The organism is Streptomyces sp. NBC_01268 (assembly GCF_036240795.1).
Classification (GTDB): Bacteria; Actinomycetota; Actinomycetes; order Streptomycetales; family Streptomycetaceae; genus Streptomyces.
On record NZ_CP108454.1, the window covers coordinates 6435842 to 6459737 of the forward strand.

A 23896-nucleotide genomic window follows, 5' to 3' on the forward strand; every position below is an offset into this window, starting at 1 on the left:
GAGTGCCGACCGGCCCTTTCGCGTGCATTCTGGCCTGAGGGCGGGCAGCCCACTGGCAGGAGGTGCGACGGTGACTACGGACCAGCAGCCACGCGCGAGTTCAGGGATGTTCCGGACCAAGTCGGTCGAGCAGTCGATCCGCGACACGGAGGAGCCGGAGCACGCCCTCAGGAAGTCACTCTCCGCCTGGGACCTCACGGTCTTCGGCGTGGGCGTCATCATCGGTACCGGCATCTTCGTCCTCACCGGCAAGGTCGCCAAGGAGAACGCGGGGCCGGCCACCGCCCTCGCCTTCGTCGCCGCCGGCATCGTCTGCGCCCTGGCGGCCCTGTGCTACGCGGAGTTCGCCTCCACCGTGCCGGTGGCGGGATCGGCGTACACCTTCGCGTACGCCTCCATCGGCGAGCTGCCGGCCTGGATCATCGGCTGGGACCTCGTCCTGGAGTTCGCGCTCGGCACCGCCGTCGTCGCCGTCGGCTGGTCCGGGTACGTGCGCTCGCTCATGGACAACATCGGGTGGCATCTACCGGCCGCGCTCGAAGGCCCCGACGTGGCCGGAGGCACCTTCGACATCCTCGCCTTCCTGCTGGTCCTGGTGCTGACCGCGGTCCTCGTCCTCGGCATGAAGCTGTCCGCAAGGATCACCGCGGTCGTCGTCGCCATCAAGGTGACCGTGGTGATGATCGTGATCATCGCGGGCCTGTTCTTCATCGTCGGCGACAACTACAAGCCGTTCATCCCGCCGGCCGTCACCCCGCCCGGCGGCGGCTCCGGCTGGACCGAGCCGCTGGTCCAGCTGATGTTCGGCTACGAGCCGACCAACTTCGGCGTCATGGGCATCTTCACCGCCGCCTCCGTCGTCTTCTTCGCCTTCATCGGCTTCGACGTGGTCGCCACCGCCGCCGAGGAGACCAAGCTGCCGCAGCGCGACATGCCCCGCGGCATCCTCGGCTCGCTGCTCATCTGCACCGTCCTGTACGTGGCCGTCGCGCTCGTCGTCACCGGCATGCAGAAGTACACCGAGCTCTCCACCAGCGCCCCGCTCGCCGACGCCTTCAAGGCCGTGGGCCACCCGTTCTACGCGGGCGTCATCAGCTTCGGCGCCGCCATCGGCCTCACGACCGTCTGTCTGATCCTGCTGCTCGGCCAGACCCGGGTGTTCTTCGCGATGAGCCGCGACGGCCTGCTGCCCCGCTTCTTCTCCATCACGCACCCGCGCTTCAAGACCCCGTACCGGCCGACCATCCTGCTCGGCGCGATCATCGCCGTGGTCGCCGGCTTCACCAGCATCAACGAGCTGGCCACCCTGGTGAACATCGGCACCCTGTTCGCCTTCGTCGTGGTCGCCGCCGGTGTGATCGTGCTCCGCCGCAGCCGTCCCGACCTGCACCGCGCGTTCCGCACCCCGTGGGTGCCGGTGCTGCCGATCGTCTCCATCGCGGCCTCGCTCTGGCTGATGCTCAACCTGCCGGCCGAGACCTGGTTCCGCTTCGCCGTCTGGATGGTGATCGGCTTCGTCGTCTACTTCCTGTACGGACGCCGGCACAGCCGCCTCGGCAAGGCCGGAAGGGACGCGACCTACTAGGGCCCGTCAGACAGGCTCTGGGGGTCAGTCCCGGCCGGGAAGGCTGCGGGGCCCGGTGCACCGCCCGCCGGCCTCCGCCACCCGGCTCCGCAGTTCCCGGTCGGCCGTGACCACCAGACACGGCCGGCCGGCCGCGTTCCGGGCCAGTTCCACGATCAGGTCGTCGCCGCTGCCGGGCGCCTCCTCGACCCGTACCCCCGGCACGGACGCCACGCCCCGGGCCCGGCCCTCCACCACGAGCACGATCTCGTAGGGGCCGCCCTCCGCGGGCCCGCCGTGTTCCGCGAGCCGGTCCCGCAGCCGCTCCGCGGCCCCGCGCCGGTCCTTCCACCAGCCGTCGGGTACGGACCCGACCACGTTGGCCCCGTCGACGATCAGAAGTTCCATGCGCACAGCATGACGGCCCCGGCACCACCGAAGTGGTGCCGGGGCCGTCCGCACCCCCGGACTTCGTCCGGGGGGACCCGCAGGGGGTGTTACGCGGGGACGCTCGCGACGCCCTGCGCGAGGAACCGCTTGCCGTTGACGCGCTCGGAGACGCCCTCACGGTCCAGGTACGGCGTGATGCCGCCCAGGTGGAAGGGCCAGCCCGCACCCGTGATCAGGCAGAGGTCGATGTCCTGCGCCTCGGCGACGACACCCTCCTCCAGCATCAGGCCGATCTCCTGCGCGACGGCGTCCAGGACGCGCGCGCGGACCTGCTCCTCGGTCAGGACGACGTCGCCCTGCTTCAGGAGCGCGGCGACCTCGGGGTCGAGCTCCGGCTTGAAGCCGTTCTCCGGCTTGTAGACGTAGAAGCCGCGCTTGCCGGCCTCGACGACCGCCTTCAGGTTGGGGGAGACGGTGAAGCGCTCCGGGAAGGAGCGGTTCAGGGTCTCGGAGACGTGCAGACCGATCGCCGGGCCGACGAGCTCCAGGAGCACCAGCGGCGACATCGGCAGGCCGAGCGGCTCGACGCCCTTCTCGGCGACGGCCACCGGGGTGCCCTCGTCGATGACGTTCTGGATCTCGCCCATGAAGCGGGTCAGGATGCGGTTCACGACGAACGCCGGGGCGTCCTTCGTGAGCACGGCCGTCTTCTTCAGCTTCTTGGCGACGCCGAAGGCGGTGGCCAGCGAGGCGTCGTCGGTCTGCTCGCCGCGCACGATCTCCAGGAGCGGGAGGATCGCGACCGGGTTGAAGAAGTGGAAGCCGACCACGCGCTCGGGGTGCTTCAGCTTCGAGGCCATCTCGGAGACCGACAGCGAGGAGGTGTTGGTGGCGAGGATCGCGTGCGCCGGGGCGACCGCCTCGACCTCCGCGAACACCTTCTGCTTGACGGACATCTCCTCGAACACGGCCTCGATGATGAAGTCCGCGTCCGCGAAGCCCTCGGCCTTGTCCAGCACACCGGAGACCAGGCCCTTGAGGCGGTTGGCCTTGTCCTGGTTGATGCGGCCCTTGCCGAGCAGCTTCTCGATCTCGCCGTGGACGTAGCCCACGCCCTTGTCGACGCGCTCCTGGTCGATGTCGGTCAGGACGACCGGCACCTCCAGGCGGCGCAGGAAGAGCAGGGCCAGCTGGGAGGCCATCAGACCGGCGCCGACGACACCGACCTTGGTGACCGGGCGGGCCAGCGACTTGTCCGGCGCGCCGGCCGGGCGCTTGCCGCGCTTCTGCACCAGGTTGAAGGCGTAGATGCCGGAGCGGAGCTCGCCGCCCATGATCAGGTCCGCGAGGGCCTGGTCCTCGGCGTCGTAGCCCTTCTGCAGGTCGCCGTCCTTGGCGGCCTCGATGATGTCGAGGGCGCGGTAGGCGGCCGGGGCGGCGCCGTGCACCTTGGAGTCGGCGATGGCGCGGCCCTTGGCGACGGCCTGGTCCCAGCCCTCGCCGCGGTCGATCTCCGGGCGCTCGACGGCGACGGAGCCGTTGAGGACGCCGGCGGTCCAGATGAGGGACTGCTCGAGGAAGTCGGCACCCTCGAAGAGCGCGTCGGCGATGCCGAGCTCGAAGACCTGCTTGCCCTTGAGCTGGCGGTTCTGGTTGAGGCTGTTCTCGATGATGACCGAGACGGCCTTCTCCGCGCCGATCAGGTTCGGCAGGATCGTGCAGCCGCCCCAGCCGGGCACCAGGCCGAGGAAGACCTCGGGCAGCGAGAAGGCCGGCAGGGCCTTCGAGACGGTGCGGTAGGTGCAGTGCAGACCGACCTCGACGCCGCCGCCCATGGCCGCGCCGTTGTAGTAGGCGAAGGTCGGCACGGCGAGGTCCGCGAGACGCTTGAAGACGTCGTGGCCGCCCTTGCCGATGGCCAGCGCGTCGGAGTGCTGCTTGAGCAGCTCGACGCCCTTGAGGTCGGCGCCGACGGCGAAGATGAACGGCTTGCCGGTGATGCCGACGCCGACGATCTCACCGTTCGCGGCCTCGGCCTCGACCTGGTCGAGCGCCGTGTTCAGGTGGGCCAGCGACTGCGGGCCGAACGTGGTCGGCTTGGTGTGGTCGAAGCCGTTGTCCAGCGTGATCAGCGCGAACCGGCCCGCACCCGCGGGGAGTTCGAAGTGACGTACGTGGGCCGAGGTGACGACCTCGTCCGGGAAGAGCTCGGCGGCGCCCTTCAGAAGCTCTGCGGTGGTGCTCACTTGCCCTCCCAGTGGGGGTTTTCCCAGATGACCGTCGCGCCCATGCCGAAGCCGACGCACATGGTGTTGAGGCCGTAACGGACCTGCGGGTTCTCCTCGAACTGGCGGGCCAGCTGCGTCATCAGACGGACGCCGGAGGAGGCGAGCGGGTGGCCGTACGCGATGGCGCCGCCGTACTGGTTGACGCGGGCGTCGTCGTCGGCGATGCCGTAGTGCTCCAGGAAGGCGAGGACCTGGACCGCGAAGGCCTCGTTGATCTCGAAGAGACCGATGTCCGAGATGGACAGGCCGGCCTGGGCCAGCGCCTTCTCGGTGGCGGGGATCGGGCCGTAGCCCATGACCTCGGGCTCCACGCCGGCGAAGGCGTAGGAGACGAGGCGCATCTTCACCGGGAGGCCGTTCTCGCGGGCGAAGTCCTCGGAGGCGATGATCGAGGCGGTGGCGCCGTCGTTCAGGCCGGCCGCGTTGCCCGCGGTGACGTTGCCGTGGACGCGGAACGGCGTCTTCAGGTTGGCCAGCGACTCCAGGGTGGTGCCCGGGCGCATCGGCTCGTCGGCGGTGACCAGGCCCCAGCCGGTCTCACCGGTGGAGGCGTCGGTGCGACGCACCGAGATCGGCACCAGGTCCTGCTGGATCTTGCCGTCGGCGTACGCCTTGGCGGCCTTCTCCTGCGAGCGCACGGCGTACTCGTCGGCGCGCTGCTTGGTGATGGTGGGGTAGCGGTCGTGCAGGTTCTCGGCGGTCATGCCCATGAAGAGGGCGGACTCGTCGACCAGCTTCTCGCTGACGAAGCGCGGGTTCGGGTCCACGCCCTCGCCCATGGGGTGACGGCCCATGTGCTCGACGCCACCGGCGATGACGGCGTCGTAGGCGCCGAACGCGATCGAACCGGCGGTCGCCGTCACGGCGGTCAGCGCGCCGGCGCACATGCGGTCGATGGAGTAGCCGGGCACGGACTGCGGCAGACCCGCCAGGATGCCCGCGGTCCGGCCGAGGGTCAGGCCCTGGTCGCCGATCTGGGTGGTCGCGGCGATGGCGACCTCGTCGATCTTGACGGGGTCGAGGCCGGGGTTGCGGCGCAGCAGCTCCCGGATGGCCTTGACGACGAGGTCGTCGGCGCGGGTCTCGTGGTAGATGCCCTTCGGGCCCGCCTTGCCGAACGGGGTACGGACGCCGTCGACGAAGACGACGTCCCTGACGGTACGAGGCACGATGGCTCTCCTCCAGGGTGCGGGGTGGCACTGCTGCACGGGCGCGCTGCCCGGCACGCGGCTAAGCGCGCGCTTGCTCCCCCATGCTACTTGCGGGTAACCAGACTGCCCAGTCCCCCCGCGCCAAGCGGCGAAGGTCACACCCGACCGGGGTGCGCGGGAGCACTCTGGCACTCTGTCGGCTGCGGCCCATGATCATCAACCCGGGCCCGCGTTCCTCGGGGGGAGAACACATGTCCGCAGGGATGATCGGCACCGCCCGGCGAGACGGCGGAGGTGCCGTTCGAGGCCCGCGCCGCCGCGGGCGACCTGCTCTGCACCCGCCTGGACCTCCAGGGCCGGACCTCAAACCCCTGGGCGGCAACACGCCGCAGGTCCGGATCGTGAAGATCGAGGGCACCGACTTCCTCCAGCTGCGCGGCGGCGTCTCCTGCGACCCGGAGTTCGCGTTCGACGGCGGCAACACCGCCGACACCCTCGACCCGATCGGCACCCTCCCGGCCGGCTTCGAGCCCCCGACGACCTACGTCCGCGGCGTCGCCCCGCGCAACAACCGCGACGGCTTCAGCACCTGCCGGATCGAGGTCACCCTCACCGGCAAGGTGTACGTGTACGGCGCCACCACCGCGAACCGGATCTCCTGGATCCAGCTGGATTCCTTCTCCTCCATCTGGCGCTGACCCGGCGCCGGATCCGACGTGGGTCCCACGCCCGTCCGGCCCCGGGCACGCCGAAGCCCCCGGACCCGGTCCGGGGGCTTCGGCACACGTCCGTACTTCGTCAGGTCGTACGGCGGACGCTCACGCGTGGGCCGTCAGGGCCGCCACCAGGAGCGGGGTCACCAGGCCGACCTGCCACGGGCGGGCGCCGTGACCGATGAGGGCCGCGGCGACCGTCTCCGGCGTCACCGGGGCCGGCGGCTCCCAGCAGACCCGGCGGACCGTGTCCGGGGTGATCAGGTTCTCCTGCGGCAGGTTCAGTTCCTCCGCGAGCGTCGACACCGCGGCGCGGGCGGCGGAGAGGCGGGCCGCGGCGGCCGGGTCCTTGTCGGCCCAGGCGCGCGGCGGCGGCGGACCCGCCACGGGCTGGCCCGGCTGCGGCAGCTCCGCCTCGGGCAGGGCCTTCGCCCGGTCCACGGCCGCCTGCCACTGCTCCAGCTGGCGCTTGCCCATCCGCTGGCCGTAGCCCGGCAGCGCCGACAGCGCGCCCGCGTTCGGCGGCAGCGCGAGGGCGGCCTCCACGATCGCGGAGTCGCTCAGCACCTTGCCGGGGGAGACGTCACGCCGCTGCGCCACCCTGTCCCGGGCCGTCCACAGTTCCCGGACCACCGCCATCTGGCGGCGCCTGCGCACCTTGTGCATGCCGGAGGTGCGGCGCCACGGGTCCTTGCGCGGCGGGGCCGGCGGGGCCGAGGAGATGGCGTCGAACTCCTCCAGCGCCCAGCCCAGCTTCCCCTGCCGGTCGAGCTCCTTCTCCAGCGCGTCGCGCAGGTCGACGAGGAGCTCCACGTCGAGCGCGGCGTAGCGCAGCCAGGGCTCGGGCAGCGGGCGGGTGGACCAGTCGACGGCGGAGTGGCCCTTCTCCAGGGCGTAGCCGAGGACGGACTCGACCATCGCGCCGAGGCCGACCCGGGGGAAGCCCGCGAGGCGTCCGGCGAGTTCGGTGTCGAAGAGCCGCGTGGGCACCATGCCTATGTCACGCAGGCACGGCAGGTCCTGGGTCGCGGCGTGCAGGATCCATTCGGTGCCGGTCAGCGCCTCGCCGAGGGCCGACAGGTCGGGGCAGCCGACCGGGTCGATGAGCGCGGTGCCCGCGCCCTCGCGGCGGAGCTGGACGAGATAGGCGCGCTGCCCGTAGCGGTAGCCGGAGGCGCGCTCGGCGTCCACGGCCACGGGGCCGCGGCCGGCGGCGAAGGCGGCGACCACCTCGGCGAGGGCCTCGTCGGTCGCCACGACGGGCGGAATGCCCTCGCGGGGTTCGAGCAACGGGATCGGCAGCCCATTCGCAGGGACGTCGTCGTCCGAGGGGGCGCCCCCGGTGGTTCGCAGCGCTGTGTCGCTTGCGGTGTCTTGGGCGTCGGTCACCTGTCAAGGGTATCTGCGAATGGCAAGCACCCGCCGACGGAACGGCCGGAACGGCCCGTGTGGCCGGAACGGCCTGGTGGGGCCGCACCGGCCACACGGGACGGAACGTTCCGTCGACAGGTGACGGTCCTTCGTCGAGCCCGTCGGCCCTCAGGGGGTCGACCGGCTCAGTGGATGATCCCGGTGCGCAGGGCCACGGCGACCATGCCGGCCCGGTCGCCGGTGCCCAGCTTGCGGGCGATGCGGGCGAGGTGGCTCTTCACGGTGAGGGCGGACAGGCCCATGGAGACGCCGATCGCCTTGTTGGACTGGCCCTCGGCCACCAGCCGGAGCACCTCGACCTCGCGGCCGGAGAGCTCGCGGTAGCCGCCCGGGTGGCTCGGGGCACCCGGGGGGCGGCGGTGGCCGAGGCGGGCGGCCGCGGAGCCGATGGGGGCGGCGCCGGGGCGGGTGGGGTGGCCGATGTTGGTGCGCGTACCGGTGACGACATAGCCCTTGACACCGCCGGCGAGCGCGTTGCGCACGGCGCCGATGTCGTCGGCGGCCGACAGGGCGAGGCCGTTGGGCCAGCCTGCCGCCCTGGTCTCGGACAGCAGGGTGAGCCCGCTGCCGTCCGGGAGGTGGACGTCGGCCACGCAGATGTCGCGCGGGTTGCCGACGCGGGGACGGGCCTCCGCGATGGACGACGCCTCGATGACGTCGCGCACCCCGAGCGCCCACAGGTGGCGGGTGACGGTGGAGCGGACGCGTGGGTCGGCCACGACGACCATGGCCGTCGGCTTGTTCGGGCGGTAGGCGACCAGGCTTGCGGGCTGCTCGAGGAGAACGGACACCAGGCCTCCTGGAAAGGGGGTGCGGGACGGAGCCGGCTCGGGGAAGAAGCCGGGGGCGAACCCGTGCTGTGATGGGGTCACTGACTCCTTCGGCAGCTGGGCCGCCCGCCTTTAGGGAAAGATCACGATTTGGTGAGTAACAATTGGGGCAATTCGGACGCGTGATCGATCATCGTACGAGCCGTACGTGCTCCGCGGCCGTTTCTGTCCGGAAATCGACGTTACGAGCGGGGCGGTACGGCTATGGCTGCTGAGGCCCCCGCCGCTGGGGCAGCGAGACGACCCCCGCACCCGACGTCGTCCCCGCCCCCGGATCGGCCGACGCCGGCGGCAGCCCCGCGATCTGGCACAACAGGTCGCACCAGGCCGCCAGGTGCGCGCCCGTGTCCGGCACCCCCGACGACCCCTCCCGGGGCGTCCACGAGGCCCGGATCTCGATCTGGGTCGCCGGCCGCCGCTCGGCGAGACCCCCGAAGTAGTGCGAGCCGGCCATCGTGACGGTCCCGCTCGCCTCCCCGTACGCCAGACCGCGGGCCTCGAACGCCCCGGTCAGCCAGGACCAGCAGACCTCAGGCAGCAGCGGATCCGCGGCCATCTCCGGCTCCAGCTCGGCCCTGACCAGCGTCACCAGCCGGAACGTGCCCTTCCAGGCCTCGTGCCCCGCCGGGTCGTGGAGCAGCACCAGGCGCCCGTCCGCCAGATCGTCCTCGCCGTCCACCACGGCCGCCTCCAGGGCGTACGCGTACGGCGCGAGCCGCTGCGGCGGCCGGGTCGGATCGACCTCGATCTCCGGCCGCAGCCGGGCCGAGCGCAGCCCCTCGACCGCCCGCTCGAACGCGGGAGGCACCGGGTCGGTCTCCGTGGGGTCCACCCTGTCGCCCGCCGTCTTCTCCGTCCCTCGAATGCCGTCGGAATGATCGGAAAAATGTCCCTGAGCCGCAGCCATGCGGGGAAGAGTAGGCGGAACGGGGCCCGTGCGCAGGGAGGGACACCCTCGCCGGGCGAGCGGCTTCTCGCCACATGCGAAGATTCTGGGCGTGAGCGCCATTGACAGCCCGAAGGGCCAGCAGACGAAGCACCAGCCGCAGACGTACGACTCCGCGTTCCTGAAGGCGTGCCGCCGCGAGGCCGTGCCGCACACGCCGGTCTGGTTCATGCGGCAGGCCGGGCGGTCCCTGCCCGAGTACCTCAAGGTCCGCGAGGGCATCCCCATGCTCGAGTCGTGCATGCGGCCCGAGCTGGTCACCGAGATCACCCTGCAGCCGGTGCGCCGCCACAAGGTCGACGCGGCCATCTACTTCAGCGACATCGTCGTCCCGCTGAAGGCCATCGGCATCGACCTCGACATCAAGCCCGGCGTGGGCCCCGTCGTCGCCGACCCGATCCGCACCCGCGCCGACCTCGCCCGGCTGCGCGACCTGACCCCCGAGGACGTCCACTACGTCACCGAGGCCATCGGGATGCTCACCGGCGAACTCGGCGCCACCCCGCTCATCGGCTTCGCCGGCGCGCCCTTCACCCTCGCGAGCTACCTCGTCGAGGGCGGCCCGTCCCGCAGCCACGAGCACACCAAGGCACTCATGTACGGCGACCCGCAGCTGTGGGCCGACCTGCTGGACCGCCTCGCCGAGATCACCTCCGCCTTCCTCAAGGTGCAGATCGAGGCCGGCGCCTCCGCCGTGCAGCTCTTCGACTCCTGGGTGGGCGCCCTGGCCCCCGCCGACTACCGCCGCTCGGTCATGCCGGCCTCGGTGAAGGTCTTCGACGCGGTCGCCTCGTACGGCGTCCCGCGCATCCACTTCGGCGTGGGCACCGGCGAGCTGCTCGGCCTCATGGGCGAGGCCGGCGCGGACGTCGTCGGTGTCGACTGGCGCGTCCCGCTCGACGAGGCCGCCCGCCGGGTCGGCCCCGGCAAGGCCCTGCAGGGCAACCTCGACCCGGCCGTCCTCTTCGCCTCGCGCGAGGTCGTCGAGGCCAAGACGGACGAGGTCCTGGCCGCCGCGAAGGACCTGGAGGGGCACGTCTTCAACCTGGGCCACGGCGTCATGCCGGCCATGGACCCGGACGCGCTGACCCGCCTGGTCGACTACGTGCACACCCGCACCGCCGTCTGATCCGCCCCGGCCGTCCCCCGCACCGCGGGGGACGGCCCCGGGCGTCAGCCCGCCGCCCGCACCGCGGCCACCGCCTTGCGGGCCGCCACCAGGACCGGGTCCCACACCGGCGAGAACGGCGGCGCGTACCCCAGGTCCAGGGCCGTCATCGCCTCCACCGTCATCCCCGCGGTGAGCGCCACCGCCGCGATGTCCACGCGCTTCCCCGCACCCTCGCGGCCCACGATCTGCACCCCGAGCAGCCGCCCGGTGCGCCGCTCCGCCAGCATCTTCACGGTCATCGGGGCCGCCCCCGGGTAGTAGCCCGCCCGGCTCGTCGACTCGATCGTCACCGACACGTACTGCAGCCCCACCGCCCGGGCGTCCTTCTCCCGCAGCCCCGTCCTGGCGATCTCCAGGTCGCAGACCTTCGACACCGCCGTGCCGACCACACCGGGGAAGGTCGCGTAGCCGCCGCCCACGTTCGAGCCGATCACCTGGCCGTGCTTGTTGGCGTGGGTGCCCAGCGGGACGTACCGCTCCCGCCCCGACACCAGGTCGAGGACCTCCACGCAGTCACCGCCCGCCCAGATGTTCCCCTGCCCGCGCACCCGCATCGACAGATCCGTCAGCAGCCCCTCGTGCGCGCCCAGCGGCAGCCCCGCCGACCGCGCCAGCGAGGTCTCCGGCACCACGCCCATGCCGAGGACCACCACGTCCGCCGGGTACTCGCCCGTCTCCGTCGCCACCGCCCGGACCCGGCCCCCCTCGCCGGTGAGGATCTTGGTCACCGGCGAGGAGCCCACCGTCGTGATGCCCAGGCCGTCCATCGCCGCGTGCACCAGACGCCCCATGTCCGGGTCGAGCGTCGCCATCGGCTGCTCGCCCCGGTTCAGGACCGTCACCTCGAAACCGCGGCCGAGCAGCGCCTCCGCCATCTCCACCCCGATGTACCCGGCGCCCACGACCACCGCCCGGCGGCCCCGGGCCAGCCCCAGCGAGTCGAGCAGCGCCTGCCCGTCGCCCAGGGTCTGCACCCCGTGCACCCCCGGGGCGTCGATGCCCGGCAGTGGCGGGCGCAGCGGCCGGGCGCCGGTCGCGATCACCAGCTTGTCGAAGCCGGTCCACCCCTCCGCGCCCGACTCCAGGTCCCGGGTGCGCACGCGCTGCCCGTCCACGTCGAGCGCGGTCACCTCGGTGCGCATCCGCAGGTCGATCTCCCGGGCCCGGTGCTCCTCGGGGCTCCGGGCGATCAGCTCGTCCCGGTCGGCGACCTCGCCGCCGACCCAGTACGGGATGCCGCAGGCCGAGTAGGAGCTGAAGCGCCCCCGCTCGAACGCGACGATCTCCAGCTCCCCGCGCCCCTTGAGCCTGCGTGCCTGGGAGGCGGCGGACATGCCCGTCGCGTCACCGCCGATGACCACCAGTCGTTCCGTCATGCGACCACGCTACGACGGGCGGTGGGTCAGGGGGTGTCCCCCTGCTCGCCGACGGCCTCGGGGGTCCTGTCCGCGTCGGCGACGGGCCGCCGCGGAGGGGCCGGCCAGGCCCCCGACGCCGGCCCGGGGACCGGCTCCGGCTTCGCCCGCCGGGGCAGCCGCGGCCGGAGCACCCACCGCCACACCGCGTACGCCAGCGCGAGCAGCGCCAGCCACGGCGCGATCGCCGCGAGCACCACCAGCGTCCAGGCGAGCGCCGCCACCAGCGCGTCCCAGCCGCCGCCCAGCGCGTCCAGGAAGCCGGGCCGGTCCTCGTCCCCGGCAGGGGCCCCGGACTCCGGCTCCGTCAGCTCCAGGGTGATCGTCGCCAGCGTCGTACGGTCCTTCAGCGCGGCCTGCTGGGCGAGCAGCGACTCCAGGTCCGCCTGGCGGCGGCTCAGCTCGCCCTCCAGCGTGACCACGTCGCCCAGCCGCGTGGCCTTGTCCATCAGGGCCCGCACCCGCGCCACGCTCGCCCGCTGGGTGGCGATCCGGCTCTCCACGTCCACCACCTGGCCGGTGACGTCCTTCGCGTCCGCCCTGCGCGACAGCAGCCTGCCCGCGCCCGCCAGTTCGGCGAGGACGGAGTCGTACCGCTCCTGCGGGACGCGCAGCACGACCCGCGAGGTGACATGGGTGTCGTCGACGCGCTCGGTCGTCTCGTTCTCGACGTGGCCGCCCGCGCCCGCCGTCACCCGCCGGGCCGAGGCCAGCGCCTTCCCGGCGTCCTTCACCTCGACGGACAGCTCGGCGGTCCGGATCACGTGCTGCGGCTCCTGGACCGGCGCCCGGGTCCCCTCCCTGCCGTCGGCCGCCTTGTCGGCCCCGGCGGCGCCCGCCGCCCCGGAGGCGTCGTAGGCGGGCTTCTCCTGGCTCGGGTCCTTGGCGTCGGCCGACGCGGTGTCGGCGCCGCCGCTCCCGGCGCAGCCGGTCAGGAAGAGGGTTCCCGCCAGCAGCGCCCCGGCGGCGGCCCTCGCCGTGCCCCGGCGCGTACCCCGTCTCCTACCCGGGTCCGAACCCCGTCTCGTACCGCGTGCCGTCTCCCGCATGGACAACCCCCCAAGGTCGTGGTGTGCGCTGCTCGTTGGACGTGCCGGCCCGGCGGCGGGTTGCCGTCCGACGGTCGCGAAGGGGTCACGGTCCGGCCTCGGAACGGAAGCGCGTGGGCGATTTGAGAGAGTGGTCCCATGAACGCGAACGCGCAGACCACGGGCGGACCGGACGTCGTCGTCGTCGGAGGCGGCATCGCCGGCCTGGCCGCAGCCCACCGCCTCGTCACGTCCGGCGCGCGGGTCACCCTCCTGGAAGCCGGCGACCGGCTGGGCGGCAAGCTCCTCGCCGGGGAGATCGCGGGCGCCCCCGTCGACCTCGGCGCCGAGTCCCTGCTCGCCCGCCGCCCCGAGGCCCTCGCGCTCGCGGAGCGGGTCGGCCTCGCCGACCGGTTCCAGGCCCCCGCCACCACCACCGCCTCCGTCTGGTCCCGCGGCGAACTGACCCCCATGCCCAAGGGGCACGTCATGGGCGTCCCCGCGGACGGCCGCGCCGTCGAGGGACTCCTCTCCGAGGAGGCCGTCCGCCGCGTCGCCCGTGACGCGGAACTCCCGCCGACCGAGATCGGCGAGGACATCGCCATCGGCGCGTACGTCGCCGAGCGCATGGGCCACGAGGTCGTCGACCGCCTCGTCGAACCCCTCCTCGGCGGGGTCTACGCGGGCGACGCCTACCGCATCTCCATGAAGGCCGCCGTCCCCGCCCTCTTCGAGGCCGCCCGCAGCCGGCCCACCCTCGCCGAGGCCGTCCGCGCCGTCCAGCGCGCCGGTGCCGCCACCCCGAGCGACGCGGCCGGCGCCGGCACCGGACTCGGCGGCGCGGCCTTCGCCGGCATCCGCGGCGGCGTCGGCACCCTGCCCGGGGCCGTCGCCGACGCGATCCGCGCCGCCGGCGGCGACATCCGCACCGGCACCCCGGTCACCGCGCTGCGCCGCACCGGCCCGCACGGCTGGCAGGTCGTCACCCCCGAGATGGTCCTCACCGCCGACGCCGTCGTCCTCGCCACCCCCGCCGGACCCGCCGCCGCGCTGCTCGCCTCCGCCGCGCCCGCCGCCTCCGCCGAGCTCGCCGCCGTCGAGTACGCCTCGATGGCCCTGGTCACCCTCGCCTTCCGCCGCACGGACGTGACCGGCCTGCCCGGATCCGGGTTCCTCGTGCCCCCCGTCGACGGGCACACCATCAAGGCGTCCACCTTCTCCAGCCAGAAGTGGGCCTGGGTCGCCGAATCCGCCCCGGACCTCTTCGTGCTGCGCACCTCCGTCGGCCGGCACGGCGAGGAGGAGCAGGTGCACCGCGAGGACGCCGACCTCGTCGACGTCTCCCTCAAGGACCTCGCCGCCGCCACCGGCCTCGCCGCCCGCCCGGTCGCCTCCACCGTGACCCGCTGGATCGGCGGCCTGCCGCAGTACCCGGTCGGCCACCTCGCCCGGGTCGCCCGGGTCCGCACGGCCGTCGCGGCGCTGCCCGGACTGCGCCTCGCGGGCGCCGCGTACGAGGGCGTCGGCATCCCCGCGTGCATCGCCTCGGGCCACCGCGCCGCCGACGAGATCATCGCCACGTCGCAAACCACCGACCCTGGTGCAGGGCACTCTTCGTGACGGGCGAGAATAGGCGTATGAGTGCGCCCGAAAAGATCCCGAACGCCGGTAAGAAGGCGAAGGACCTCAACGAGGTCATCCGCTACACCCTGTGGTCCGTCTTCAAGCTGCGCGACAACCTTCCCGAGGACCGCGCCGGCTACGCCGACGAGGTCCAGGAGCTGTTCGACCAGCTCGCGGCCAAGGACATCACGATCCGCGGCACGTACGACCTCTCCGGTCTGCGCGCCGACGCCGACGTGATGATCTGGTGGCACGCCGAGACGAGCGACGAGCTCCAGGAGGCGTACAACCTCTTCCGCCGTACCCGTCTGGGCCGCGCCCTGGAGCCGGTCTGGTCGAACATGGCGCTGCACCGCCCGGCCGAGTTCAACAAGTCGCACATCCCGGCCTTCCTGGCCGACGAGACCCCCCGCGACTACGTCTCGGTCTACCCCTTCGTGCGCTCCTACGACTGGTACCTGCTGCCGGACGAGGACCGCCGCCGGATGCTCGCCGACCACGGCAAGATGGCCCGCGGCTTCCCGGACGTGCGCGCCAACACGGTCGCCTCGTTCTCGCTCGGCGACTACGAGTGGATCCTGGCCTTCGAGGCCGACGAGCTGCACCGCATCGTCGACCTGATGCGCCACCTGCGGGCCTCCGAGGCGCGGATGCACGTCCGCGAGGAGATCCCGTTCTACACCGGCCGCCGCAGGAGCGTGGCGGACCTGGTGGCCGGCCTGGCCTGACGGCCCGGCCCACCGAACTCGGTCACCGCCCCGCGTCCAGCCGGGCGGCGACCCCTCGACCCGGAAGATCAGACGGCCTGCGGAACTCCGCCTGCCGCTCCAGCGACACCGGGTCCGGCTCCGGGTGCGGCGCGCATGACGCGCGCCGCACCGGCGTCCCTCCCCGCGGCTCCGCCGTCCCGCCGGGCACGGCCCCCGTGAGCAGATAGCGCTCCAGGTAGCCGTTCACACACGCGTTGCTCCCGCCGCCGATGCCGTGGGTCCCCGCGTCCCGCTCGGTCACCAGCGCCGCCCCCCACAGCCTGCGCTCCAGCTCCCGCGCCCCTTCGTACGGCGCCGCCGCGTCCCGCTCGGCCGCCAGGATCAGCACCGGCGGCAGCACCCCGGGACCCGTCCGCACGTCCAGCGGCCGCTGCCGCGGCGCCTTCCAGTACGCGCAGGGCAGATTGGCCCACACGTTGTCCCAGGTCTCGAACGGGGCCAGCTGCGCGAGCCGGGTGTTGTCCCGGTCCCACCGCGCGAAGTCCTCCGGCCACGGGGCGTCGTTGCACTCCACCGCCGTGTACACGGCGGCCGCGTTCCCCGGATCGCCGGCCTCCGCCTCCCCGCTGTGGGGCGACTCGGCGGGCCCGGCCTGGGCGACCAGCGGTTTCGCGTCGCCCTTCAGGTACGCCCCGAGGGCGCCCGCCCGGGCCGGCCAGAAGCGGTCGTCGTACAGCGCCTGGAGCATCGCCCCGTGCAGCTGCCCGGGGCCGACCTTCCCGCCCGCCGGGGCCGCCGCCAGCTCGGCCCGGACCTTCTCGTAGTTCTCGCCGACCTCGCCCGCCGTCGCGCCCAGGCCGTACACGGTGTCGTGCTTCGCCGCCCAGGTGCGGAAGTCGGCCCAGCGGCGCTCGAAGGCGAGGGACTGGTCGAGGTTGTTGGCGTACCAGATCTGCCGCGGCGCCGGGTTCACCGGCGCGTCGAAGACCATCCGGCGCACCCGGTGCGGGAAGAGCGTCGCGTACAGGGCGCCGAAGTACGTGCCGTAGGAGGCGCCCATGTACGTGAGCCGGGGCTCGCCGAGCGCGGCCCGCAGGACCTCCAGGTCGCGGGCGTTGTTGAGCGAGTGGTAGTGCCGCAGGGCCGCGCCCGTGCGGCGGGCGCAGCCCTGGGCGTAGGTCGTGGCACGGGCGGTGCGCTCCTTCTTGAAGACCTCCGAGGGCAGCGTCGGCGCGAGCGTCGGCCCCTTCGCCCGGTCGGCCGGGTCCTGGCAGGAGACCGGCGCCGAGCGGCCCACCCCGCGCGGGGCGTAGCCGACCAGGTCGTAGGCCCCGGCGATCCGCTGCCACGCGGGGAGCCCGGCGGCGAGCGGGAAGTACAGGGAGGAGGCGCCCGGCCCGCCCGGGTTGTAGACCAGCGCGCCCTGCCGCCCGTCGGCCGGGCCGGTGGCCCGGGTGCGGCTGACGGTGAGCGGGATGCGGGTGCCGTTCGGGTCCGCGTAGTCGAGGGGCACCCGCACGGTGCCGCACTCGACGGGGGCCGGCAGGTGCTCGGCCGCCGGGCACGCCCCGAAGCGGATGCCCTCGGCGGCGGCGGCCCGCACGGCGACCTGGGTGCCCCGGGCCTCTGCGGGCGGTGCGTCGAGCCCCGGCGCGGCGACGGCGGGGGCCACGGCGCCCGGCGCGACCAGGGCGGGGGCGACGAGGGCGGACAGCAGGAGCGTGTGCAGCGCGACGGACCTCATCGGCGCTTCCCTTCTAGCCACGGCAGCGTGACGACCAAGGGACCTCGGCGCGCGGGCGAAGTAAAGGACCTACACCGGGTGTTGCCTGTCATGTACCCGAAAGGCGGCACGCAGCTCGGGCTCCAGGACCCCGGTGCCCCGCTTCGCGAGCGCCGTCAGCGGGTCGGCCAGGGACAGCCCGGCGAGCAGCCGCCTGCCCGCCGGCGAGGCCCAGCACGCGTAGCCGGGCGCGTCGGCGCGGGCGATCAGCAGACAGAGCCCCGCCGCCACCAGCGGCAGCGAGAACCCGGCGACCACCGGCCCCCGCTCGCCCGCCGGGACGAGCAGCCCGGCACCCGCCCCGAGCACCGCGGTCAGCAGGAACGCCGCCCGCACCGCCCGCGCACCCGATGCCACCGAGCGGCGCGCGTCCTCCGGCAGCGCGAGTCCGCGCGCGACCAGGCCGGCCGCCAGCGCCCGTACGCTCGCGTCGTCGGCGACCAGCGGCCGGACCGCCGGGATCCGCGACTGCCCGTCCGGGCCGATCGCGCCGAGCACCGCGCGCTCCAGCTCGTCCCGGCCGCCCGTGTCGGCCACCACGGTCGCCCAGCCGGTGTGCGCGAGCAGCAGCAGCCGGGCCCGGTGCATGGAGACCAGGGTGAGATCGGTGACCCGCAGCGGACCGCCCGCGAGATACGCCGCCTCGCAGACGCTGAGCCCGCCGCCGTCCCCGGCCGCCCGCGCGTCGCCCGCGACGGCGGCCCGGCACACCCGGGCGCAGCTGACGCCGGTGACGACGAAGGCGACGAGGAGCAGCGGGACCCAGACCATGACCCGGTTGTACGGGAGGAGCGGGCACCCCGCCACCGGAACGGCCGAGCGGGCGCTCAGGAACTGCTGCCGCAGGAGCTGCTGCTCGACGAGCAGGAGCTGGAGCCGGAGGAGCACGAGCTGGACGACGAGGAGGAACAGGAGCTGCCGCCTCCGGAGGAGCACGAACCTCCCCCGCCCGAGCAGGACGAGCCGCCCGAGTCGCCGGAGCCGCCCGAACAGGAGCCACCGCTGCCGCAGCCGCCCCCTCCGCCGCTGTCGCCGCCGGCCGCCGCCGCGCACCACATGACCGGCAGGAAGGCGGAGTCGTCCGACGAGGAGGACGAGCCGGCACGCCGGTGACCGCGGGGGAACGGCGGCGCGGCGCGGAACCGGGCCGCCGTCGCCAGCTGCTCCCGCAGCACCGGGTCGGGCAGCGCCCGCAGCCCGTGCAGGGCGACGAGCGTGCCCGGGTCGGCGAGGTGCGCGTGCCGACGCCGGTACGCGGAGACGGCGGCGTGCCCCGCGGACGACACGCGGCCCGACGCCGACGCCCCGCACACCACGGCGGTGATCAGCACCCCGGCGATCACCGGCAGCACCTTCAGGATGAACGGCACCGGCGTGTCCCCCGCCGCGAACTGCCCGATGGTGACGACCAGGGCGACCGGCACCATGGCCACGGCCGCGATGCCCAGACCGACGCACCAGCGGACCACCCGCCGCCGCGCGGCGGGCACCGCGATCAGACCGCGCGCCGCGAGCGCGTCGCCGGTCTCCTGGACCGCAGGGTGCCGCATGACGGCGAACCGCAGCGTGGCCAGGGCGCCGTGCGGGGCGGCCGCGAGCTCCTGGAGCACCGCCCGCTCGACGGGGTCGTGCGCGGTGGGCCGCAGGACCTGGACGATGCCGGGGCCGCCGACCGCGATCCGGCCGTCGCCGTGCAGGGAGGCGAGGGCGCTGTCGACGGCCCTGGCCGGGCCGCCGTTCAGGAACGCGACCTCGTAGCGGTCGTGGACGGCGCCGCCCGGGCCGCGCCGGCCGCGCCGCGACAGGACGATGAGCCAGGCGACGGCGGCGAGGCCGACGCCGTAGAAGATGACGACGGACGTGCTCACGGCCGCTTCACCCCTTTCCGAGAGCGGTACGGACGCGGTGTGCGAGGCGCGCGGCGGGACCCGGCGGGCGGATGCCCGCCCGCTCCCGCCACCAGCCGGTGAGGGCGCGGCGGGCCGCCGGGTCCTCCGGGCGGCCCGCGACGAGCAGCCCCTCGACGAAGTCGAGGGCGTCGTGCCGGTAGCCGTCGGTCATGGGCCGGTTCCTGGCGTACGAGAGGAACGCGGAACGGTACTCCTCACCGAGGATCTCCGGCAGCTCGGGCGCGACCTTGGCCACGACGTCCGCCCGCTTCGCGGCGAGCGCCCGGCTCTGCACCCCGAGTCGCCGCACGTCGAAGCCCTCCGGCGCGGGCGTCCCGGCCACCAGCGCCGACAGCAACGCCGCCTGCGCGAGCCCGACCCGCTGGCGGGCGCCCGCGGCGGCCGCGGACGCGGTGGCCGCGGACGCGGTGGCGGGGCGCGGCTCCGCGCTCGCCATCGGCTCCGCACCCCGCGGCGCGGGCACCGGCACACGTACCGGCATCGCCCCGCCCGAGACCCGGGCTCCGGCTCCGATGAGCAGGGGGCGCGGGCGGGCCGTGGCCACCGTCGTACGGATGGCGGCGAGTTCGGCGGCCAGCTCCGCCGGGGCCGGGAAGCGGTCGTCCCGTTCGAGCAGCACGCCCGGCGGGGAGACCCGCGAGGCGAGGTCGGCGAGGACGTCGAGCACGGGCTGGGACACCGGGTGCGCGTGGGTGTCGTGCCAGACCCCGTCGCGCTCCAGACCGCCCGCCACGTGCACGTACGCGATGGCCTCGACCGGCAGCTCCGACAGCGCCCGCGCCGGGTCCTCGCCGCGGTTGACGCGGTTGGTGTGCAGGTTGGCGACGTCGATGAGGAGCCGTACCCCCGTACGCTCCACCAGTTCCGCGAGGAACTGCCCCTCCGTCAGCTCCTCGCCCGGCCAGGAGACCAGGGCCGCGATGTTCTCCAGGGCCAGCGGCACCGGCAGGGCGTCCTGCGCGATCCGGACGTTCTCGCACAGCACGTCCAGCGCGTCCCGGGTCCGGGGCACGGGCAGCAGGTGCCCCGCCTCCAGGAGCGGCGTCGCGGTCAGCGGCCCCCCGGCCCGTACGAACGCGATGTGCTCCGTCACCAGCGGCGCGCCCAGCAGCTCGGCCTTCCGCGCCAGCCCCGCCAGCCGCCCCGCGTCCGGCCGCCCGGCTCCGCCGAGACCCAGCGAGACCCCGTGCGGCACGACGGTCACCCCGCGCGCCCGCAGCCGCTCCAGGGAGCCGGGCAGATGGTCGCCGCACAGGTTCTCCGCGACGACCTCCACCCACTCGACCCCGTCCAGCGCCTCGACCGCGTCCGCGATCTCGGGCCGCCAGCCGATGCCGATACCGAGTTCCTTCATGTCCCCCTCCTCCGGTCCCAGAGCTGATGGCCCGGAATCGGGCGTTCGAATCCGGACAGGGGGACGTTCAGAGCTTCATTTGAGGTTCCGGGTCAGAACAGCAGCTCCCCGGTGGGGAAGTTGGTACCGACCTGCACGCCCGGGGCGAAACCGCCGGCTCCGTCGCCCTTGAAGAAGAAGAGGTCCCCGAGGGTGTCGCGGGCGGTGTCGCGGGCGACCAGGTCCGGCTTGCCGTCGCCGTCCAGGTCGCCCGGGGCGGCGACGATGTCGTAGATCCCCCAACCGGAAGCGATCTCCCGGCGTTCCGTGAGGGTCCCGTCGCCCTTCCCCTCCTGCAGCCAGAGGTAGCCGACCTCGTCGACGGAGACGAGGTCGGGGGTGTTCGCGGCCGTGCCCGCCGAGTGGGCGAAGTCGCCCGCCACCACGTTCTGGTACATCGCCCAGTCGCCACTGGTGTCGGGGATCTGCGTCCGCGGCGCGTAGCCGTCCGCGCCCGTCCCCTTGTGGAGCCAGAGCAGGCCGTCGGTGCGGGTGATGAGGTCGGGGATGCCGTCACCGTCGAAGTCGCCGGGAGCGACGAGCAGGGTGTCGTTCTGGAAGCCGGTGCCGACCTGCCGGCGGGTGCTGCCGGAGACCGAGCCGTCCACCGCGCTGACGGGGTAGTGCCACAGGACGCCGGCCGCGTCGACGGCGGCGAGGGTCGTGCCCTGACGGGCGACGTGCTTCATGTCCCGCCAGCCGTAGCCGACCTTGCAGGGCTTGGCCAGAGCGGCGCTGTCACCGCTGGCGCGGCCCTCGTAGCGGTACAGCCCGCCGGCCGCGTCCCGGCGGTACACGGCACCCGGAGTGGCACCGTACGCCCCGCAGTCCGTCCAGTAGGCGGCGGCCCGCAGCGGCAGGTGGTCGGAGATCCACTGCCCGGTCCCCGGGACCTTCGGCTCCGCGGGCACGTCGCCGACCGCGCCGCGGAAGAACCGCGAGCTGAAGAAGGTGTAGTCCAGCTTCTGCACGCGGTTCTGGTGGGCCTTGTCGAACATGGTGTAGGCGCCCAGGCGGCATCGCACGATCCCGGGCGTCTTGCAGTTGCCGTACCCGGTGGTGTCGGAGACGTCGGTCTCGTCGGCCTCGATGAACCCGCCGTACGCACCGTCGCCGGTGGGGGCCTCGTAGAACCGGTTCAGCACGTCCCCCCACGGCGCGGAGTTGAAGTCACCGCTGAGGATCACGGGGATGCCGGCGTCCTCCCACGCCTTGGCCCGGGCGCTCAGGAGGTCGGCCTCCCGGGTCATCACCTGGTACCGCGCCGTCCGGTCCTTGTACAGGGCGACGGCCGTGTTGTACGCCGCGGTCTGCGCGGCGGTGGCGGGAGGGGTGGGAGGGGTGGGAGCCGTGGGGGCGCTCGCCGTGCCCCACCACAGGTGCACGGAGCAGGACCACGTCAGCCGGTTCTGCACCCAGGCCTTGATGCAGGGAGCCGTGATGTCCTCGGGGCTGTAGGGATCGACCGCCACCGGGCCGACGTCGCGCTGGATCGCCTCCTTCGTGTCCAGGACCAGGTCGGTCCCGTCGACGTAATGGCCCCTGACGAACTGGGCCATGCCGTAGCTGGGCGTGGTGCCCTTGGGGCCCGTGTCGACGCAGAGCTGCTTGCCGTCGGCGCCCTTGAGCTCGGCCTGGGGGACGGTCTCGACGTACCGGCCCGTGTACCCGCGCGGCGTGAGAGCGGTGTTCAGCTGGTTGTACTGATAGCTGCAGATCTCGACGAGGAAGACGTAGTCGGCGTTCCAGGCACTGCCCGTCTCCGCCACGATCGTGTCGACGCGGGCCTTGTTCTCCGCGGCGGTGACCAGGCACCCCTCGGTTCCGCCGCTGCCGCAGATGTTGTACGTGAACGTCTTGATCGGTGGTGCGGTGGACGCCGACACCACGTCCGCCGCCCGCGCCTGAGGCGCGGTCAGGACCGTCGCCGCGCATATGAAGGCCAATGAGGCCACGAAGGCTCTGAGCATCCCCAGTGTTCGCATGGAACCCCCCTGAGAGAAGTGACAGGAAAAGTTGAACGGTACGTGAACGTACCCTCGCCTCAGGGGGGCCGGGGGGCAGAGGCCGGGCGCTAGCCCGCCCGCAGGCCCAGCGCCGCGTACTCCGACACCACCGTGCATGAGCCCGGCGCGATCTCGGTGAAGCCGGCGTCGCGGACCACGGGCAGGTCGCCCGACGTGAGGCGGGACCAGTGCTCCGGGGGCGCGGTGCGCACCGCGAGCGGGAAGCCGGCTTCGCGCCAGGTCTTGCGGTCGGCGTCCGACAGGGCCCACCACAGCAGCTGCGCACCGTGGCCGGTCTGCGCCATCGTCTTGCCGGCGGACATGTCGAGTTCGGGGTTGAGCCACAGCACGGCCGAGCCCTCCGGCGCGGGACCCGGCTCGGCGGGGTCGTCCAGGTCGGTGCCCGAGACCTGGAGCTTGGCCAGCTCCTTGGGCCAGCCGTCCAGCGGGACCGGCGGGAAGACGCGTACCTCCGCGCCGTCGCCGCCCGTCACCGTGATGCCCGGCAGGGCCACGGCCCGGCGCCACTCGGCACCGCGCGCCCGGCGCACCACCTTGCGGATCCGGGCGTCCTGCCAGTCCGTCATGGCCTGCGCCCACTCGCCGTCTGCGTGCGACCGGTCGTCGGCCAGGATCTCCAGGACCGCGCGGGCGGAGGTCTCCAGCGCGTCGGTACGCGCCGGGGGAGCGTCGCGCTCGATGCGGACGACCAGGGGGAGGACGTACTGCGGCTTCTCGTCGCGGGGGTCGGCGGACGCGGCGGGCTCGGTGTCGTTGCTGCTCACCGGGCAAGTCTGCCACCGCCCCGCTCACCGCCCCCACGCCTTTCTTGTAGGAATGAGAGCTTCCGGGACAGGATGCCCTCCATGAAGAGTGATCTTTTCGCCAGTGAGCACCTCGCCGAGGCGGCGACGTTTCCGGGGATGACCCTCCAGAACGCCAAGTCGGTCAAGTACACCGTCCAGGGGGAGATGCAGGCCCTCCAGGGCTCGATGATCGCCTTCCGGGGGAACCTCCAGTTCGAGCACAAGAGCCAGGGCCTCGGCGGCCTGCTCAAGCGCGCCCTCACCGGGGAGGGCCTGCCGCTGATGACCGTCCGCGGCCAGGGCGAGGCGTGGTTCGCCCACGAGGCGCAGAACTGCTTCATCGTCGAGGTCGAGCCGGGCGACGCCCTGACCGTCAACGGCCGCAACGTGCTGTGCTTCGACTCGTCGCTCGCGTACGAGATCAAGACCGTGAAGGGCGCGGGCATCACCGGCGGCGGCCTCTTCAACAGCGTCTTCACCGGTCACGGCAAGATCGCCCTGATCTGCGAGGGCAACCCGGTCGTCATCCCGGTCACCCCCGACGCCCCGGTCCACGTCGACACCGACGCCGTCGTCGGCTGGAGCGAGCAGCTGCGCACCTCGCTGCACCGCTCGCAGTCCCTCGGCTCCATGGTGCGCGGCGGTTCCGGCGAGGCGGTCCAGCTGAAGCTGGAGGGCCAGGGCTTCGTCATCGTCCGCCCGAGCGAGCTCACCCCGCAGAAGAAGTCGGCCAACTGA

General features: G+C 73.5%; 20 protein-coding genes. 6 read left to right on the top strand and 14 right to left on the bottom strand.

The window, feature by feature from the left end; translation table 11 throughout:
- The first annotated feature begins 106 nt into the window (after positions 1-106).
- Positions 107-1585 (top strand): amino acid permease, encoded by a 1479-nt coding sequence (locus OG309_RS28855; RefSeq protein ID WP_402545498.1) that lies wholly within the window; start codon positions 107-109, stop codon positions 1583-1585.
- Positions 1586-1609: 24 nt separating this feature from the next.
- Here the strand turns inward: OG309_RS28855 and OG309_RS28860 are convergent, their stop codons facing one another.
- The 3 genes from OG309_RS28860 to OG309_RS28870 all read right to left on the bottom strand — a co-directional run bounded on the left by OG309_RS28860 (position 1610) and on the right by OG309_RS28870 (position 5411).
- Entirely contained in the window at positions 1610-1972 is a 363-nt protein-coding gene (locus OG309_RS28860; protein ID WP_329425158.1) for an NTP pyrophosphohydrolase, read from the bottom strand.
- An 89-nt stretch (positions 1973-2061) separates the two neighbouring features.
- The gene (locus OG309_RS28865; protein ID WP_329425160.1) at positions 2062-4200 is read right to left on the bottom strand and encodes a 3-hydroxyacyl-CoA dehydrogenase NAD-binding domain-containing protein; all 2139 of its coding nucleotides are present in this window, start codon (positions 4198-4200) and stop codon (positions 2062-2064) included.
- A complete protein-coding gene (locus OG309_RS28870) occupies positions 4197-5411 on the bottom strand; it encodes a thiolase family protein (RefSeq protein ID WP_329425162.1) in 1215 nt (404 codons plus the stop codon). Before OG309_RS28870 ends, OG309_RS28865 begins: the two co-directional genes overlap by 4 nt.
- 383 nt (positions 5412-5794) lie before the next feature.
- Here OG309_RS28870 and OG309_RS28875 point away from each other — a divergent pair, with 383 nt between their 5' ends.
- Complete coding sequence (locus OG309_RS28875) at positions 5795-6091, top strand: hypothetical protein (protein WP_329425164.1); 297 nt, start codon at positions 5795-5797, stop codon at positions 6089-6091.
- A 120-nt stretch (positions 6092-6211) separates the two neighbouring features.
- Here the strand turns inward: OG309_RS28875 and OG309_RS28880 are convergent, their stop codons facing one another.
- The 3 genes from OG309_RS28880 to OG309_RS28890 all read right to left on the bottom strand — a co-directional run bounded on the left by OG309_RS28880 (position 6212) and on the right by OG309_RS28890 (position 9274).
- The gene (locus tag OG309_RS28880) at positions 6212-7495 is read right to left on the bottom strand and encodes a ribonuclease D (protein WP_329425166.1); all 1284 of its coding nucleotides are present in this window, start codon (positions 7493-7495) and stop codon (positions 6212-6214) included.
- A 167-nt stretch (positions 7496-7662) separates the two neighbouring features.
- On the bottom strand, positions 7663-8328 hold the full coding sequence (locus OG309_RS28885) for a response regulator transcription factor (protein ID WP_017242457.1): 666 nt from the start codon (positions 8326-8328) through the stop codon (positions 7663-7665).
- 241 nt (positions 8329-8569) lie between these two features.
- Positions 8570-9274: a DUF3000 domain-containing protein gene (locus tag OG309_RS28890; protein WP_329425167.1), complete on the bottom strand. Its 705-nt coding sequence runs from the start codon at positions 9272-9274 to the stop codon at positions 8570-8572.
- A gap of 91 nt (positions 9275-9365) precedes the next feature.
- Between OG309_RS28890 and hemE the strand changes: the two genes are divergently transcribed.
- Positions 9366-10442: a uroporphyrinogen decarboxylase gene (gene hemE / locus OG309_RS28895; RefSeq protein ID WP_046910742.1), complete on the top strand. Its 1077-nt coding sequence runs from the start codon at positions 9366-9368 to the stop codon at positions 10440-10442.
- 44 nt (positions 10443-10486) lie between these two features.
- On the opposite strand, the gene OG309_RS28900 is transcribed toward hemE, so the two are convergent.
- Together OG309_RS28900 and OG309_RS28905 are read right to left on the bottom strand one after the other, a co-directional pair.
- Positions 10487-11860 (bottom strand): FAD-dependent oxidoreductase, encoded by a 1374-nt coding sequence (locus OG309_RS28900; RefSeq protein WP_329425169.1) that lies wholly within the window; start codon positions 11858-11860, stop codon positions 10487-10489.
- A gap of 26 nt (positions 11861-11886) precedes the next feature.
- Positions 11887-12948, bottom strand: coding sequence for a DUF4349 domain-containing protein (locus tag OG309_RS28905; RefSeq protein ID WP_329425171.1), 1062 nt, complete (start codon positions 12946-12948; stop codon positions 11887-11889).
- 138 nt (positions 12949-13086) lie between these two features.
- On the opposite strand from OG309_RS28905, the gene hemG reads away from it, so the two are divergent.
- On the top strand, positions 13087-14547 hold the full coding sequence (hemG, locus tag OG309_RS28910; RefSeq protein ID WP_329425173.1) for a protoporphyrinogen oxidase: 1461 nt from the start codon (positions 13087-13089) through the stop codon (positions 14545-14547).
- 17 nt (positions 14548-14564) lie between these two features.
- Positions 14565-15278, top strand: a complete 714-nt coding sequence (gene hemQ, locus OG309_RS28915) for a hydrogen peroxide-dependent heme synthase (RefSeq protein WP_046908315.1) — start codon at positions 14565-14567, stop codon at positions 15276-15278.
- A 22-nt stretch (positions 15279-15300) separates the two neighbouring features.
- Here the strand turns inward: hemQ and OG309_RS28920 are convergent, their stop codons facing one another.
- From OG309_RS28920 to OG309_RS28945, 6 genes are all read right to left on the bottom strand, one after another.
- On the bottom strand, positions 15301-17004 hold the full coding sequence (locus OG309_RS28920) for an alpha/beta hydrolase (RefSeq protein WP_329425176.1): 1704 nt from the start codon (positions 17002-17004) through the stop codon (positions 15301-15303).
- Between the two features lie 69 nt (positions 17005-17073).
- A complete protein-coding gene (locus OG309_RS28925) occupies positions 17074-17814 on the bottom strand; it encodes a TIGR04222 domain-containing membrane protein (protein ID WP_443067644.1) in 741 nt (246 codons plus the stop codon).
- Positions 17815-17870: 56 nt separating this feature from the next.
- Complete coding sequence (locus OG309_RS28930) at positions 17871-18911, bottom strand: TIGR04222 domain-containing membrane protein (RefSeq protein ID WP_329425180.1); 1041 nt, start codon at positions 18909-18911, stop codon at positions 17871-17873.
- A gap of 7 nt (positions 18912-18918) precedes the next feature.
- Positions 18919-20307, bottom strand: coding sequence for a DUF692 domain-containing protein (locus tag OG309_RS28935; protein WP_329425183.1), 1389 nt, complete (start codon positions 20305-20307; stop codon positions 18919-18921).
- Positions 20308-20399: 92 nt separating this feature from the next.
- The gene (locus OG309_RS28940; RefSeq protein WP_329425185.1) at positions 20400-22331 is read right to left on the bottom strand and encodes an FG-GAP-like repeat-containing protein; all 1932 of its coding nucleotides are present in this window, start codon (positions 22329-22331) and stop codon (positions 20400-20402) included.
- Positions 22332-22420: 89 nt separating this feature from the next.
- Positions 22421-23137 (bottom strand): peptidyl-tRNA hydrolase, encoded by a 717-nt coding sequence (locus OG309_RS28945; protein WP_329425187.1) that lies wholly within the window; start codon positions 23135-23137, stop codon positions 22421-22423.
- A gap of 81 nt (positions 23138-23218) precedes the next feature.
- On the opposite strand from OG309_RS28945, the gene OG309_RS28950 reads away from it, so the two are divergent.
- Positions 23219-23896 (top strand): AIM24 family protein, encoded by a 678-nt coding sequence (locus tag OG309_RS28950; protein ID WP_329425189.1) that lies wholly within the window; start codon positions 23219-23221, stop codon positions 23894-23896.